Raw genomic sequence first — 13793 nt, 5'->3', positions numbered from 1 at the left:
TTCTGACACCTGATCGGAGGGCCCCTGATGGCCGGTGAACAAGGCGCCACATCCATAGCCGATTTCGAAAAATCCCTTGATGAACTGGAAAAGCTGGTTCGCGATCTGGAGCAGGGAGAGCTGTCCCTTGAGCAATCCCTGACGGCGTTCGAGCGCGGCGTCAGACTGACCCGTGAATGCCAGCAGGCCCTTAAGAGCGCGGAGCAGCGCGTCGAGCAGCTGGTTCAGAACAGCGACGGCAGCCTTGAAACCCACCCCTTCTCTCCGGATGATGCTGACTGATGTCCGGACCGAACCAACTCGCAGCGGACTTTCTCGAAACCTGCAGGGCCCGCGTTGACGCGGCACTCGACCGCTGCCTGGAACAGAAGTCCGCATCCGGTCGGCTGCACGAAGCCATGCGTTACAGCGTACTGGGCGGCGGCAAACGAATCCGGCCCGCCCTGTGCCTGGCCGCGGCAAAGGCTCTGGGCCAGCCCGGTGACCAGGCCCTGATTCCCGCCTGTGCCGTGGAACTGATCCACGCCTATTCACTGATCCATGATGACCTCCCCGCCATGGATAACGACGAGCTCCGGCGCGGGCGCCCCACCACCCACATCGCCTTTGATGAAGCGACTGCCATTCTGGCCGGGGATGCCCTCCAGGCGCTGGCGTTTGGCTGGCTGGCAGAGGCCCCCGGGCTCTCCGAGTCCGCGCGCCTGGCCATGGTGCGGGAACTGGCGGGCGCCAGCGGCCACAGGGGTATGGTCGGCGGCCAGGCGATCGATCTTGAATCCGTTGGTAAAACCCTGACTCTGGCCCAACTGGAGACCATGCACCGGCACAAAACCGGGGCACTGATCGAAGCCAGCGTCCGGATTGGCGCCATCACTGCGCCTTCGGTCAGCGAGCAGGCACTGGCGTCGCTGACCCGCTATGCCAAGGCCCTTGGTCTGGCTTTCCAGGTCCAGGACGACCTGCTGGACATCGAAGGGGACACCCGGGTTATTGGCAAACCCCAGGGCTCTGACGCCGCCCGGGCCAAACCCACCTACCCCGCCCTGCTCGGAGTGGCCGGTGCCCGGGAGCATCTGGCGGCCTTGCTTGAGGACGCCCACCAAAGCCTTCGGGCGTTCGGCCCCGAAGCGGACCCGCTGCGGGCAATGGCCGATTACGTGGTGGCAAGAACCCATTGAACCCCGGCGCCCCGAAGGCGCACACTGACCGTAAATATTTTCGTAACAACTGGCCCGGTTTGTGTGAAACAGCGTCCCCTGTTCCCTTATAATGCCCGTCAGTTACTGAACGTACCGGAAAAGACCCGAGCAGATGCAGGACACTTATATTTTCAAGGAAATCCCGTCACAGCGGCCCAACACTCCGCTGCTGGACCGGACTGATGCACCGGCCCAGTTGCGCGAGCTGGCCCCGGAACAGCTGCCCCAGCTGGCCCGGGAACTCAGGGCGTTTCTGTTGTGGTCAGTGGGCCAGACCGGCGGCCATTTCGGGGCCGGTCTTGGTGTGCTCGAGCTTACCGTAGCCCTTCACTATGTTTTCAATACTCCGATCGACCGCCTGGTCTGGGATGTTGGCCACCAGGCCTACCCCCATAAAATTCTGACCGGCCGGCGTGACGCCATGGCCAGCATCCGGCGCAAAGACGGACTTGCCGGCTTTCCGAAAAGGGCAGAAAGCGAATACGACACCTTCGGCGTGGGCCACTCCAGCACGTCCATCAGTGCCGCGCTTGGCATGGCCATTGCCGCTCGCCTGCAACGCACCGGCCGTAAAAGTATCGCAGTCATTGGCGACGGCGCCATGACCGCTGGCATGGCCTTCGAGGCCCTGAACCATGCCGGCCACCTGCACGCCGACATGCTGGTGATACTGAACGACAATGACATGTCGATTTCCCGCAACGTCGGGGGGCTGTCCAACTACTTTGCCAAGCTGCTGTCCAGCCCCACCTACAACCAGGTTCGCGACAGCAGCAAGAAAGTCCTTCAGGGCGCCCCGCACCTGATGGCCCTCGCGAAAAAGACGGAAGAGCATTTCAAGGGCATGATTGCCCCGGGCACCCTGTTTGAGGAGCTGGGATTCAACTACATCGGCCCCATTGATGGCCATGACCTGCCCCTGCTGGTCGAGACCCTCGAGAACATCCGCGAGCTGGAAGGCCCGCAGTTTCTGCATGTGGTGACGACCAAAGGCAAAGGTTTTGCTCCGGCAGAGGCGGACCCGATAGGTTATCACGCCATCAACAAGATCGAGCCGGTGCCGCCGAGCAAGCCCGAGCCGGTGAAACCAAAGCCCGCGAAGCCCAAGTACGCCAATGTCTTTGGCCAGTGGCTGTGTGACTCCGCTGAGCAGGATGAGCGAGTGGTTGGCATAACGCCTGCCATGTGCGAAGGCTCCGACCTGCTGGCCTTTTCACAGCGGTTCCCGGATCGCTATTTCGATGTTGCGATTGCCGAACAGCACGCCGTCACCCTCGCAGCCGGCCTGGCCTGTGATGGCGCAAAGCCGGTGGTTGCCATCTACTCCACCTTCCTGCAGCGTGCCTACGACCAGTTGATCCATGATGTCGCCATCCAGAATCTGGATGTGCTGCTTGCCATCGATCGCGCCGGCCTGGTGGGCGAGGACGGCCCCACACACGCCGGGGCCTTCGATATCAGCTACCTGCGCTGCATACCGAATATGGTGGTCATGACACCGTCCGATGAGAACGAAACCCGTCAGATGCTGCAGACCGGCATGTTATACGAGGGCCCTGCTTCGGTTCGATACCCGAGGGGAACCGGGCCTGGGGCAGAGATCCAGCAGGAGCTTACGCCACTGGAGATCGGTAAGGGCCGGAGAGTGCGCGCAGGCAAGGGGCTCGCCATCCTCAACTTCGGTACCCTGCTGGCACCGGCACTGGAAGCGGCCGAAGTACTGGGAGCGACGGTGGCGGATATGCGATTCGTGAAACCCCTTGATGAAGAACTGGTGCTTGAGCTTGCAGAGCAGCACCAGCTGCTGGTGACTCTGGAAGAGAACGCCGTTGCCGGTGGTGCCGGCAGCGCGGTCACCGAATTCCTGAACAGCCGTCAGGTATCCATGCCCGTGCTCCAGCTTGGGCTGCCGGACACGTTCATGGACCACGGCAAGCATGGGGAGCTGCTGACGGATTGTGGCCTGGATGCGGGAGGCATCGAAGCATCAATTGCCGCGCGAATGGAAACCCTTCGGCACCAGAATCTGAAAGTCGTCAAATAAACAAACCCTGGCTCCTGAAACGCAAAAAGCCCGCCGACTGTCGCGGGCTTTTTGGTTCCGGTTCACGCCTCGGGGTCGTCGTCCTGGTGTGTTTCCAACCAGTGCCCAAGCTTGCTCTGCTTGGTGTTGAGGTAATGCTCGTTGTGAGGGTTACGGCCAACGTGCAGAGGCACCCGTTCAGCAATAACGATACCGTAAGACGAAAGAGCCTTCACCTTGCGTGGATTGTTGGTCATCAGGCGCAGGCTTGTGATGCCCAGATGCTCCAGCATGTCCTTGCACATGCTGTAATCACGCAGATCGGCGGCGAACCCCAGGCGCTCATTGGCCTCCACCGTATCCGCGCCCTGATCCTGCAGGTGATAGGCACGGATCTTGTTCAAAAGCCCGATCCCCCGGCCCTCCTGGCGCAGATACATCAGGATTCCGCGACCTTCACGGGCAATATTGCGCAGAGCCTCCTCAAGCTGGTAGCCACAGTCGCAACGCATGCTGTAGAGGGCATCACCGGTAAGACACTCGGAGTGAGTGCGGGCAAGCATGGGTTCGTCACTGTCCAGTTCGCCCAGGGTCAGGGCAACATGCTCCTTTCCGGTGTCCGGTTCTTCGAAGCCATGCATATCAAACACCCCGAACGGGGTCGGCAACCGGCAGGTCTGGATGTAACGAACAGCCACAGTGGTTCCTCGTGGTTCAGTCATTGGGGCCGCGCATTCTATCACGGGCCCGCCTGCTTGGCGTAGTCCCTGCACTGCAGCGCCTCTGGCATGTGCTCAGCAGCGAACACTTACGAGTTCGACGACTGGCCAGACCAGGACTTGTCGGCCACCCAGTGACCACTCCGGCCACCTTTCTTCTCCAGCAGGCGGACAGAAGCGATTTCCATGCCCCGGTCGACAGCCTTGCACATGTCGTAAAGAGTCAATGCTGCAACGCTTGCGGCGGTCAGCGCTTCCATCTCGACACCGGTCTGGCCGGACAGCTTGCAGCGGGTAAGAATGTGTACCGAAGCACCATCTTCACCAGGCGTCAGCTCTACCTTGACCGAGGTAAGATTGAGGGCGTGACACAGGGGAATCAGATCGTGAGTTTTCTTTGCAGCCATGATCCCGGCAATACGGGCCACGGCCAGGACATCCCCCTTGGGGTGCTCCCCATCCACAATCATGTTCAGGGTCTCCGGCGCCATTCGAATGGTTGCTTCGGCGCGAGCCTCCCGTTCGGTGGCGGCCTTGTCGGTCACATCCACCATTCGGGCTTCGCCCTTGTCGTCAAGATGCGTCAGTTTACTCACAGAATCTCCCGGAACCGGTTGTGCCAGATAATAAAAAATACGGGGGCTGACAGCATAACAGAGATCACAATGGCCGCCGCTGATAATGGTCAGTTTTCCGGCCACCAGAAGCGGATACCGGCGATCCCCTGACCACCCCGTTGCCGGGCCTCGGACAGGTCCGCAAGGCCGAGCCCTCCCAGCCCATAAACGGGAAGCGGCGCCCCGGAGACCAGGGCTCCGAACGCTTCCCAGCCCATGGCCAGCTGTCCTGGATGGCTTCGGGTTGGCTTGACAGGCCCGAGCGTGACGTAGTCCGCGCCAATGGCGACAGCATGGTCAATCTCCATCGCATCATGGCAGGAAACACCCAGCCACGCATCCGCCGGAACCGGCCTCTCCACTTGTTTGATCGCTTCACGCCATGGCAGATGCAGACCACGGGCACCAGGCGTGCCATCAAAGAACCCGGGGGCGCCGTGCACGATCAGACCGGTGCTGGCCGCTTCACACACCGGCACCGCCGCTGCCGCAAGCTGACGATAATCCGGCCCGGTCATGGCCGGAGCACGGAGCACCACCAGCGACTGCGGGACATCAGCCAATCCTGACCGAAGACGCTCGATGGCCTGATCAGCACTGGCGGCTGTTCCGGTAATCGCCAACTGCCGGGGCAACCGCAATGCCCGGATAATAGGCCGGTTGGCAGCCGGGAAATCCTGATCCCGAAGCCGATCGGGGCCAAGCCATTCTACTGGCTGGCCCTCACGGCCCTCAGGTTCGCCTTCAGCGGCTCTGGTCGCCCACACATCGAGGAAAACTTGCTTATCACCATAGTCATGGCGAATACCAATGACCGGCTCCAGAGAGGCCTCAGGCACTCTGAGGCCGGTTTCCTCGGCAATCTCGCGCACCAGTGCCGCCTGAACACTTTCACCCGGCTCCACCTTGCCACCAGGGAACTCAAGCAAGCCCCCCTGATGCACATGGTCTGGCCGGCGGGCAATGAGCACCTGGCCATTGCGGACAATAACCGCCACGGCGACATGGATTTCTTTCACCAGGGGTTTCGCTGATGTCATGTTCAGGTACGGTACTCGGCGTTGATCGTGACATAATCGTGGGAGAAGTCGCAGGTCCAGACGGTTTCCCGCACTTCACCTCGCTTGAGATCAATGGCAATGGTGATCTCTTCCCGGTCCATCACCGCCTGGCCCCGGGCTTCCGAGTAATCCTCTGCCCGACCGCCATTGCGCACCAGACAGACATCCCCGAGGTAAATTTCCAGGGCATTAAGATCCAGCCCTTCAACACCAGCGCGCCCCACCGCCGCCAGAATCCGCCCCCAGTTAGGGTCTGAGGCAAACAGGGCGGTTTTCACCAGCGGGGAATGGGCAACGGTATAGGCCACACCCAGCGCTTCCTGCTGACTGGCCGCCCCAATGACGTCAATTGTGACGAATTTGGTAGCACCTTCGCCGTCACGGACGATGGCATGTGCCAGCTCCAGATACACAGTCTCAAGGGCCTCCCTGAGCTTCGCCAGCGATGGGCTGGATCCGGTAATTTCCGGGCCACCGCACTGGCCACTGGCAATCAGCATGCAGGCGTCGTTGGTGGAGGTGTCGCCATCGATGGTAATGCGGTTGAAGGACATCTCTCCCAGTTCGGAGGCGAGAGTCTGCAGAAGCTCCGGCGCAATTCGGGCATCGGTGGCAATAAAGCCAAGCATCGTTGCCATATTGGGGCGAATCATGCCTGCTCCCTTGCTGATCCCGGAAATGGACACAGTGTAGCCATCCAGCTCCACCTGGCAGGACGCGCCCTTGGGTCGGGTGTCGGTCGTCATAATACCGCTGGCAGCTTCGGCCCAGCGGTCTTCAGCTGCAGTCGCCAGGGCTTCGGGAAGCGCACCGACAATCTTCTGAACCGGCAGCGGCTCACCAATGACCCCCGTGGAAAAAGGCAGGATCTCGGCCTCACTGACGCCGGCCTGAGCTGCCAGAGCCTGGCAACAGGCCTTCGCATCCTGCATGCCCCGCGCCCCCGTGCCAGCATTGGCATTACCGGTATTGATCAGCAGGTACCGGGGCGATGCCTCTGTCAGGTGCCTGCGGCTCAGCGTGACGGGTGCGGCACAGAACTGATTCCTGGTGAAGATCCCGGCAACCCGGCTTTCCGGGGCCAGCTCAAACAGAACCACATCCTTTCGCCCCGGCTTCTTGATACCGGCACTGGCAATGCCAAGCCGGACTCCGGCCACCGGATAAAACTCAGGTAAGGTTCCCGGACCTACCGCCATTCTGTTACTCCTTAATATCTAAACCTGCACGGGGGACCATACGGCCAACTCAAAACGAAAAAACCCGCAGCCCGCCAGTTCTTGCTGGCAGATTGCGGGTTCCGGATTCCCGATCAGCTTACTGAATCAGCTGACCTTGCCATGACACTGCTTGTATTTCTTACCGGACCCGCAGGGGCAGGGCTCATTTCGACCTATCTTGCGCTCCTGACGCACGAAGGTGTCGGGCGTCGACTGCCGGGCATCTTCCGCGTCGCCCTCACCCTGGCTCTGTGCGGTGGCACTGGTCTCATCATGGCGCAGGCGGGCGCGGGCCAATTCCTGCTCCAGCTCCTGTTTGCGACGGCGCTCTACTTCTTCCATTTCTTCCCGGCTCTGAACGCGCACATGGCAGAGCACACGGGTCACATCCCGCTTCATGGTATCGAGCATGGCTTCAAACAGGTTGAACGCCTCGCGCTTGTATTCCTGCTTGGGGTTCTTCTGGGCGTAGCCCCGTAAATGGATACCGCGGCGCAGGTGGTCCATGTTGGAAAGATGTTCCTTCCACAGGGTATCGAGCACCTGCAGGAAGACCTGCTTCTCGAACTTGCGCATGGCCTCGGAGCCGGCAATCTCTTCCTTGGCTTCATACGCAGCGACGATCTCGTCCAGAATTTTCTGACGCAGGTTCTCTTCGTACAGTTTGCTGTCTTCTTCCAGCCACTTCTGAACCGGCAGATCGATCGCCATCTCGGACTGAAGCTGGGATTCCAGCCCCGCCACATCCCATTGCTCCGGCATGCTCTGGGGCGGGATGTATTCGCTGATCAGCGAGTCTACCACGTCTTCCCGGATGGTCCTGACCATGTCCGAGATGTCGTCGGAGGACATGACTTCGTTGCGCTGCTCGTAGATAACCGTACGCTGGTCGTTTGCGACGTCATCGTATTCCAGCAGCGTCTTACGCATGTCGAAGTTGCGCCCTTCCACCTTGCGCTGGGACTTCTCGATGGCGTTGGTGACCATCCGGTGCTCAATGGCCTCACCCTTTTTCATGCCCATGGCCTGCATCAGGCTTTTGACCCGGTCAGGCGCGAAGATACGCATGAGGTTGTCTTCCAGGGACAGGAAGAAGCGGGAAGAACCGGGATCGCCCTGACGACCGGCACGGCCTCGCAGCTGGTTATCAATCCGGCGGGACTCGTGACGCTCGGTACCGACGATGTGCAGGCCGCCGGCTTCAAGAACCTGGTTATGGCGCTCCGTCCACTCCGCCTTGATCCGGGCAACCTCTTCTTCGGAAGGGTTGTCCATGGCAGTCACTTCGTGTTCCCAATTACCGCCCAGCACGATGTCCGTGCCACGACCAGCCATGTTGGTGGCGATGGTAACGGCGCCCGGACGCCCCGCCTGAGCAATGATGTGGGCTTCGGATTCATGCTGCTTGGCGTTCAGAATCTTGTGCTCGATCTGCGCCTTCTTGAGCAGCATTGAAAGCAGTTCGGACGCTTCGATGGACGCCGTGCCCACCAGAATCGGGCGGCCCTCGGCGGTGACATCCTTGATCTCGTCGATAATCGCGTGGAACTTTTCTTCCTGGGTGAGATACACCAGATCGTTGTAATCAATCCGCTGGATGGGTTTATTGGGCGGAATGACCACCACATCCAGGCCGTATATCTGGCGGAATTCGAACGCTTCGGTATCGGCCGTACCGGTCATGCCCGCCAGTTTGTCGTAAAGCCGGAAATAGTTCTGGAAAGTGGTAGACGCCAGAGTCTGGCTCTCAGCCTGGATCCTGACACCTTCTTTTGCCTCAACCGCCTGATGCAGGCCTTCACTCCAGCGGCGGCCCGGCATGGTGCGGCCGGTATGCTCATCTACGATGACCACCTGGTCACCCTGGACAATGTAATCCACATCTTTCTGGAACAGGCGATGGGCACGCAGCGCCGAGTGAACATGATGCAGCAGGCTGAGATTGGCAGCGGAATAAAGGCTCTCACCCTCTTTCAGCAGGCCGCGACTCAGTAACAACTCCTCAACCTTCTCGTGACCGGATTCGGTAAGCTCAACCTGGCGGGACTTTTCGTCAATCGTGAAATCGCCACTAGGCTCACCTTCCTCCTCGCTGACCTCTCCTTCTTCGAGACTGGGAATCAGCTCGTTAATAGCCAGGTAAAGCTTCGAGCTGTCCTCAGCGGCACCGGAAATGATCAGCGGTGTACGGGCCTCATCGATAAGAATCGAATCCACTTCGTCCACGATGGCGTAGTTCAGCCCTCTCTGAACCTTGTCTTCGGTGCTGAAAGCCATATTGTCGCGCAGATAGTCGAAGCCGAATTCGTTATTGGTGCCGTAGGTTATGTCCGCCTGGTAGGCAGCCCGCTTCTCTTCAGGCGGCTGACCGGAAGCCACTACCCCTACCTGCATTCCGAGAAAGCGATAGATCTTACCCATCCAGTCGGCATCACGACGGGCCAGGTAATCGTTCACTGTAACGACATGCACACCCTTACCAGACAGCGCATTAAGATAGACCGAAGCGGTCGCAACCAGGGTCTTGCCTTCACCGGTTTTCATTTCCGCGATTCGGCCTTCGTGCAGGGTGATCGCACCGATCAGCTGAACGTCGTAATGACGCATGCCCATAACCCGGCGGCCAGCCTCCCTTACCGTCGCAAACGCTTCCGGCAACAGGGCATCCAGGGATTCGCCTTCATCGATCCGCCGGCGGAACTCCGCTGTCTTGCCTTGCAACTCGGAGTCAGACAGATTGCCATATTGCTCTTCAAGCTCATTGATACGCAAGACCGGTTTGCGCATTCTCTTGATTTCTCTGGCGTTTTTACTGCCGAACATCTTGGTTGCAAGCTTTGTGAACATAGACCACTGCTTCTTTGATTAAACGGAGGAAGCCGGCATTCTAACCTTATTTTGTAACAGGACAAAAGACAGGGTGCACACGAGCAAAATAAGGCTGCGGCGAAACACCGGATTCCGGGATATAAACCTGGCTGACCACCGAATGGCGGAGGAGAATCAAAAGCTAACGGCGAGCCAGGAAATGACTAACGGCTCGCACGTTTGATGTAAGTTTCCGGATTCTCTGACTTTCCGTTCCGGAGTACTTCAAAATGGACATGCGGGCCAGTGGAGCGCCCGGTACTGCCCATCAGAGCCACAACCTGGCCTTTCTGAACAACATCACCCACCTGAACCTTGACGGTTTTGCAGTGAGCGTACCGGGAAACAAGACCGTCGCCATGGTCAATTTCAACCAGATTGCCATAGCCGTAGCGCTCGCCGGCATAGGTCACGACGCCACCGGCAACCGAAATAATGTTGCTGCCGTCCTTGCCGGCAAGATCAACCCCGGCATGCCATGTACGTTTGCCGGTGAAAGGATCAGAGCGGTAACCATAGCGTGAGGACAGCCAGCCCCACGTGATAGGTCGGCCCTCAAGGTAGAGCTCATCTTCGAGCTTCTGCCGGGAAGCCACCTGATCCAGCAGACGCAGCTGCTGCTCCCGGTCTTCAATCCGCCGCTCCATTTCCTCGATCATGCGAGTGAGCTCGGGCGCAGAGAAAGAATCGCCGGACACCCCATCTTCCGGACCACCTACCGCAGCCGGCTGATCGAAATCGAATTCGTCGCTCGCGACCAGGCCGGACTCCACGAACCGTTGCCCCAGGGCATCCAGTCGCAACAGGCGCCCCTGAATTTCACCCAGGCGAAGTGTCAGCGCGTCCACCTGCTGCTGGACATTTTCCTCGATTCCAGCCAGCTCCGCCTTCTGTTGTGCCAACCTTTGCTGCCAGCCTGCCACCAGCTCCGAGTTACTAGGTTCTCTCGCCTCAGCTCGCTGGACGGCCACCTCATAGCCGGCCCAGCCGGCGACCACGAGCATTGAGAGCACCGAAAAGAGCAGGCCGACGGCAAGAGTACCGTTGATCGCCAACACACGGGACTTTCCGTGGTGTTTGCCAACAAGAATAATATTCATATCATCTTCTGGTTTCATCGTTGAGCCGCAACCGCATCCTGTAGCGTTGCGCCCCGGAAAAATTCCGAGTGGGCCTGCCATCCTCTGGCAACAGCTACATACTGAAAAAATTGCAGCGCCCGGTAGACATACTCATTTACCACAATGTAAAACGAGTGTAATACAGGCACTACGCATAAACCGTGCCGAAGTGTAACCAATCGTAATCAGAGCCGTCGAGTAAAAACGCGCCCATGAAACGAAAAAGTGAGCAAAAAATGACCTTCGACAAGCTCGGCAAGACCCCGGTACTCAAGGATCTTGTGGCACGGGCGGAACTTCACCGTCAGGCCGAGGAGCATGTTCTGGCCGCCGTTCCGGGAGACCTGGTCAAGGGCACACGCTTTATAAGCTGCAAGGAAGGTGAACTGGTTCTTTCTGCGGAGACCGCCGGCAAGGCCAGCCAGATTCGCTTCCGCCAGCACGAAATCATGGAAAAACTGCGAGAGAACGAGCTGTTCCGGTTTGTCTGGAAACTGAAGGTTAAAGTCGCGCCGCCAAGGTTCCGGGAGAAGCCCGCGTTTAAAAAGGCACCCTTAAGTAAGGAAAATGCCCGGCTCCTCAAAGAGGAGGCCGGGCACACGAAGGATAAAGCACTACGCGAGGTTCTCGAAAAACTCGCAAGCCACGTCCGGGATTAAAGCGTCCTGCTTTAAGCCTGGGCTGCCAGCGCGGGCTTCATGTAGGAAATCGGCGCAGTGGCTTCGTCGTCAAACGTAACCACTTCCCATGCATCTTCCTCAGCCCGGAGCTTACGCAGCAACTTGTTGTTCAGATCGTGACCGGACTTTACGCCGCGGAACTCACCAATCAGGCTGTTGCCCAGCAGGTACAGGTCGCCAATTGCGTCCAGCACCTTGTGCTTGACGAACTCGTCATCATAGCGAAGACCGTCTTCGTTCAGAATCTTGTAGTCGTCAACCACAATGGCGTTATCCACGCTGCCACCGAGCGCCAGGTTCATGGCACGCAGCTTCTCGATGTCGCGCATGAAACCAAAGGTCCGTGCGCGGCTGACTTCCTTCACGAAGGACGTGCTCGAGAAGTCGACCGTGGCAGTCTGGGCACGACCCTTGAAGACCGGGTGATCGAAATCGATCCCGAAACTTACCTTGAAGCCTTCGAACGGCAGGAAGGTAGCTTTCTTGTCGCCCTCTTCAATGGTCACTTCACGCTTGATGCGGATAAAGCGCTTGGCAGCCTCCTGCTCGGCAATACCGGCAGATTGCAGCAGAAACACGAAGGGACCGGCAGAGCCGTCCATGATCGGCACTTCTGCAGCACTGAGCTCCACAAAGCAGTTATCAATACCGAGACCAGCCATGGCGGAGAGCAGATGCTCGACAGTCGCCACACGGACACCGTCTTTTACCAGCGTCGTGGACAGCATGGTCTCACCCACATTTTCCGCACAGGCACGGATCTCGACCATCGGGTCCAGATCAGAACGGCGGAAGATGATGCCTGAATCCACCGGGGCAGGCTTCAGGGTCAGATATACTTTCTCACCCGAGTGCAAGCCAACACCGGTGGCACGGATGGTGTTTTTGAGTGTCCGTTGTTTGATCATCGGTACATAATTCCGTCACAAAAAGGCGATATTCTAGGCAAAATTCTGCCCGGAGAATACCAGAAAATAAGACTGAATACCATTTAACCAATCAGTCCCCGCCAAACGTTCATCGGGCGCCGGCCCAAGGCACTCAGCGCACGTATTTACCGGCTTCGAGGTTCCGTTTTTTTCGCACGCAGACCGGAACCGGATCACAATTCCAACAGACTATCAGTCCGCCTGCCGGCGAAGGAATGCGGGAATATCGAGATAGTCAACGCCCTGTTCCGCGCTCTCTTTGCTCTGGTCAATGGCCACATTTCCATGGGAAACGGCCCGACGGCGCAGAACGGCGGGGCGGTCCAACTGGTTGTAATCGGTTTTCCCATCCAGGGTGCGGGTATTGTCCACAACCTTGGCCGGCTTCTCGCGGTCGCCGCCAAGCCCGGTCGCAACGACGGTCACTTTCAGTTCGTCGGTCATTTCCGGATCAATGACGGTACCCACTACGACAGTAGCCGAGTCAGAAGCAAACTCACGCACGATGTCGCCAACCTCGGAGAATTCGCCCAGATTCAGGTCCATACCGGCGGTAATGTTTACCAGGATACCCTTGGCGCCCTGCAGGTTGATGTCTTCCAGCAGCGGGCTGCGGATGGCCGCTTCGGCAGCTTCCCGTGCGCGGTTTTCGCCGGTGGCCCGGGCCGTACCCATCATTGCCATACCCATTTCGGACATGACCGTTTTTACGTCGGCAAAGTCAACGTTGATCATACCGTTGCGGGTGATCAGATCCGCGATCCCCTGAACAGCGCCCAGCAGCACATCATTTGCCGCGGCAAACGCATCCAACAGGCTGGTTTTCTTGCCCATCACCGCCAGCAGCTTTTCGTTGGGGATGGTGATCAGGGAGTCGACGCTCTCCTCAAGCTCCTTCAGGCCGGATTCGGCAACGCTCATGCGCTTGCCACCCTCGAACAGGAATGGCTTGGTAACCACGGCAACGGTAAGGATGCCAAGTTCACGGGCCACTTCCGCCACAATCGGCGCTGCACCGGTGCCGGTACCACCGCCCATGCCAGCGGTGATGAACACCATATCAGCGCCCTTGATCGCCTCGGCAATGCGATCCCTGTCTTCCAGGGCGGATTGACGGCCCACCTCAGGATTGGCGCCGGCACCCAGACCTTTGGTGATGTTGCCCCCCAACTGGATGATCTGGCGAGCGTCCATGTCGGTCAGCGCCTGCGCATCGGTATTGGCGCAGATAAATTCGACACCTTCGATGTCGCTGTTGAGCATGTGGCGCACGGCATTGCCGCCACCTCCGCCAACACCGACGACTTTAATGACAGCGTTCTGCTGGACATTATCGACGAGTTCAAACATTTCCCC

Annotated in this window: 12 protein-coding genes; 4 read left to right on the top strand and 8 right to left on the bottom strand. The window is 58.9% G+C overall.

Annotated features, from left to right (window positions below):
• Positions 1-27 precede the first annotated feature (27 nt).
• The 3 genes from NLK58_RS17870 (at position 28) to dxs (ending at position 3243) form a co-directional block, all read left to right on the top strand.
• Positions 28-282 carry an exodeoxyribonuclease VII small subunit gene (locus NLK58_RS17870; protein ID WP_117619640.1) on the top strand — a complete coding sequence of 85 codons (255 nt, stop codon included), beginning with the start codon at positions 28-30 and terminating at the stop codon, positions 280-282.
• Positions 282-1178 carry a polyprenyl synthetase family protein gene (locus NLK58_RS17865; RefSeq protein ID WP_117619639.1) on the top strand — a complete coding sequence of 299 codons (897 nt, stop codon included), beginning with the start codon at positions 282-284 and terminating at the stop codon, positions 1176-1178. The genes NLK58_RS17870 and NLK58_RS17865 overlap by 1 nt, the downstream gene beginning before the upstream one ends.
• A 133-nt stretch (positions 1179-1311) precedes the next feature.
• Positions 1312-3243 (top strand): 1-deoxy-D-xylulose-5-phosphate synthase, encoded by a 1932-nt coding sequence (gene dxs / locus NLK58_RS17860; protein ID WP_117619638.1) that lies wholly within the window; start codon positions 1312-1314, stop codon positions 3241-3243.
• 62 nt (positions 3244-3305) lie between these two features.
• On the opposite strand, the gene ribA is transcribed toward dxs, so the two are convergent.
• From ribA to NLK58_RS17830, 6 genes are all read right to left on the bottom strand, one after another.
• Positions 3306-3920 carry a GTP cyclohydrolase II gene (gene ribA, locus NLK58_RS17855; protein WP_117619637.1) on the bottom strand — a complete coding sequence of 205 codons (615 nt, stop codon included), beginning with the start codon at positions 3918-3920 and terminating at the stop codon, positions 3306-3308.
• Between the two features lie 110 nt (positions 3921-4030).
• The gene (gene moaC, locus NLK58_RS17850) at positions 4031-4537 is read right to left on the bottom strand and encodes a cyclic pyranopterin monophosphate synthase MoaC (RefSeq protein WP_117620442.1); all 507 of its coding nucleotides are present in this window, start codon (positions 4535-4537) and stop codon (positions 4031-4033) included.
• Positions 4538-4626: 89 nt separating this feature from the next.
• On the bottom strand, positions 4627-5598 hold the full coding sequence (locus tag NLK58_RS17845; RefSeq protein WP_117619636.1) for a Nudix family hydrolase: 972 nt from the start codon (positions 5596-5598) through the stop codon (positions 4627-4629).
• 2 nt (positions 5599-5600) lie between these two features.
• Positions 5601-6818: a bifunctional glutamate N-acetyltransferase/amino-acid acetyltransferase ArgJ gene (argJ, locus tag NLK58_RS17840; protein WP_117619635.1), complete on the bottom strand. Its 1218-nt coding sequence runs from the start codon at positions 6816-6818 to the stop codon at positions 5601-5603.
• Between the two features lie 126 nt (positions 6819-6944).
• Positions 6945-9686, bottom strand: a complete 2742-nt coding sequence (gene secA, locus NLK58_RS17835) for a preprotein translocase subunit SecA (protein ID WP_117619634.1) — start codon at positions 9684-9686, stop codon at positions 6945-6947.
• Between the two features lie 185 nt (positions 9687-9871).
• Complete coding sequence (locus NLK58_RS17830; protein ID WP_117619633.1) at positions 9872-10825, bottom strand: M23 family metallopeptidase; 954 nt, start codon at positions 10823-10825, stop codon at positions 9872-9874.
• A gap of 215 nt (positions 10826-11040) precedes the next feature.
• Here NLK58_RS17830 and NLK58_RS17825 point away from each other — a divergent pair, with 215 nt between their 5' ends.
• On the top strand, positions 11041-11487 hold the full coding sequence (locus NLK58_RS17825; protein WP_117619632.1) for a DciA family protein: 447 nt from the start codon (positions 11041-11043) through the stop codon (positions 11485-11487).
• Positions 11488-11498: 11 nt separating this feature from the next.
• Here NLK58_RS17825 and lpxC read toward each other — a convergent pair whose 3' ends face one another.
• Both lpxC and ftsZ read right to left on the bottom strand, forming a co-directional pair.
• Positions 11499-12416 carry a UDP-3-O-acyl-N-acetylglucosamine deacetylase gene (lpxC, locus tag NLK58_RS17820; RefSeq protein WP_099619445.1) on the bottom strand — a complete coding sequence of 306 codons (918 nt, stop codon included), beginning with the start codon at positions 12414-12416 and terminating at the stop codon, positions 11499-11501.
• 213 nt (positions 12417-12629) lie between these two features.
• A complete protein-coding gene (gene ftsZ / locus NLK58_RS17815) occupies positions 12630-13787 on the bottom strand; it encodes a cell division protein FtsZ (RefSeq protein ID WP_117619631.1) in 1158 nt (385 codons plus the stop codon).
• Between the last annotated feature and the right edge of the window lie 6 nt (positions 13788-13793).

It is taken from the genome of Marinobacter metalliresistant (genome assembly GCF_038098645.1).
Classification (GTDB): domain Bacteria; phylum Pseudomonadota; class Gammaproteobacteria; order Pseudomonadales; family Oleiphilaceae; genus Marinobacter; species Marinobacter metalliresistant.
This window is presented reverse-complemented; position numbering and strand designations above follow the sequence as displayed.

Bases quoted from the DNA above. Each gene is read 5' to 3' on its own strand.
- NLK58_RS17825 (WP_117619632.1), top strand. From the start codon at position 11,041: ATGAAACGAAAAAGTGAGCAAAAAATGACCTTCGACAAGCTCGGCAAG.
- ftsZ (WP_117619631.1), bottom strand. From the start codon at position 13,787: ATGTTTGAACTCGTCGATAATGTCCAGCAGAACGCTGTCATTAAAGTC.
- NLK58_RS17870 (WP_117619640.1), top strand. From the start codon at position 28: ATGGCCGGTGAACAAGGCGCCACATCCATAGCCGATTTCGAAAAATCC.
- secA (WP_117619634.1), bottom strand. From the start codon at position 9,686: ATGTTCACAAAGCTTGCAACCAAGATGTTCGGCAGTAAAAACGCCAGA.
- NLK58_RS17830 (WP_117619633.1), bottom strand. From the start codon at position 10,825: ATGAAACCAGAAGATGATATGAATATTATTCTTGTTGGCAAACACCAC.
- lpxC (WP_099619445.1), bottom strand. From the start codon at position 12,416: ATGATCAAACAACGGACACTCAAAAACACCATCCGTGCCACCGGTGTT.
- dxs (WP_117619638.1), top strand. From the start codon at position 1,312: ATGCAGGACACTTATATTTTCAAGGAAATCCCGTCACAGCGGCCCAAC.
- NLK58_RS17845 (WP_117619636.1), bottom strand. From the start codon at position 5,598: ATGACATCAGCGAAACCCCTGGTGAAAGAAATCCATGTCGCCGTGGCG.
- NLK58_RS17865 (WP_117619639.1), top strand. From the start codon at position 282: ATGTCCGGACCGAACCAACTCGCAGCGGACTTTCTCGAAACCTGCAGG.
- argJ (WP_117619635.1), bottom strand. From the start codon at position 6,818: ATGGCGGTAGGTCCGGGAACCTTACCTGAGTTTTATCCGGTGGCCGGA.